The organism is Chitinimonas violaceus (genome assembly GCF_052601015.1).
The window spans coordinates 1-445 of the sequence record NZ_JBQXDJ010000234.1 but is presented as its reverse complement, the minus strand read 5'-3'; the positions used below and the strand labels follow the sequence as shown (position 1 = coordinate 445).

The following is a 445-nucleotide window of genomic DNA, read 5'->3' as shown; positions in this document are numbered from 1 at the left end:
CACTAACTTGATGGCTTCCGCTCGGTATTCCGACGTATAGCTTTGTGTTTCTCTCTTACTCACCGCAGCCTCCTGTTGGCTCAAGTTTACCAATCAGGTGTGTCTACGGAATTCAGGCTACCTCAAGATATCCGTACCCGTTTCTACCGTGAACAACGACCGGCTGCAGAAGCCATTGCAGAACTTAAACGCGCTAACAAAGCCGGTGACGTGGAAACAATGCATCGAATGGATATCGAGAAAGGCAAGCTGATTGCCCTAGGTGGTGTACTGGGTAATGTACGAAAGACGGCCAAGCAGATACGCGATGAGCAGGACGAACGGTAATCCCCCCGGAAAATAGGGGTGTGCAGAAGTAGAATTTTCTCGGATAGAGGGAGTTCTACAAAATGAAGAAATCGAGATTTTCGGACAGCCAAATCATCACCGTGCTTAAGGAGGCAGA

At 48.8% G+C, this 445-nt stretch carries 1 protein-coding gene; it reads left to right on the top strand.

From position 1 onward, the window contains the following. Positions 1-99: 99 nt before the first annotated feature. Positions 100-327: a hypothetical protein gene (locus ACUHMQ_RS21095; protein ID WP_445297398.1), complete on the top strand. Its 228-nt coding sequence runs from the start codon at positions 100-102 to the stop codon at positions 325-327. Positions 328-445 lie beyond the last annotated feature (118 nt).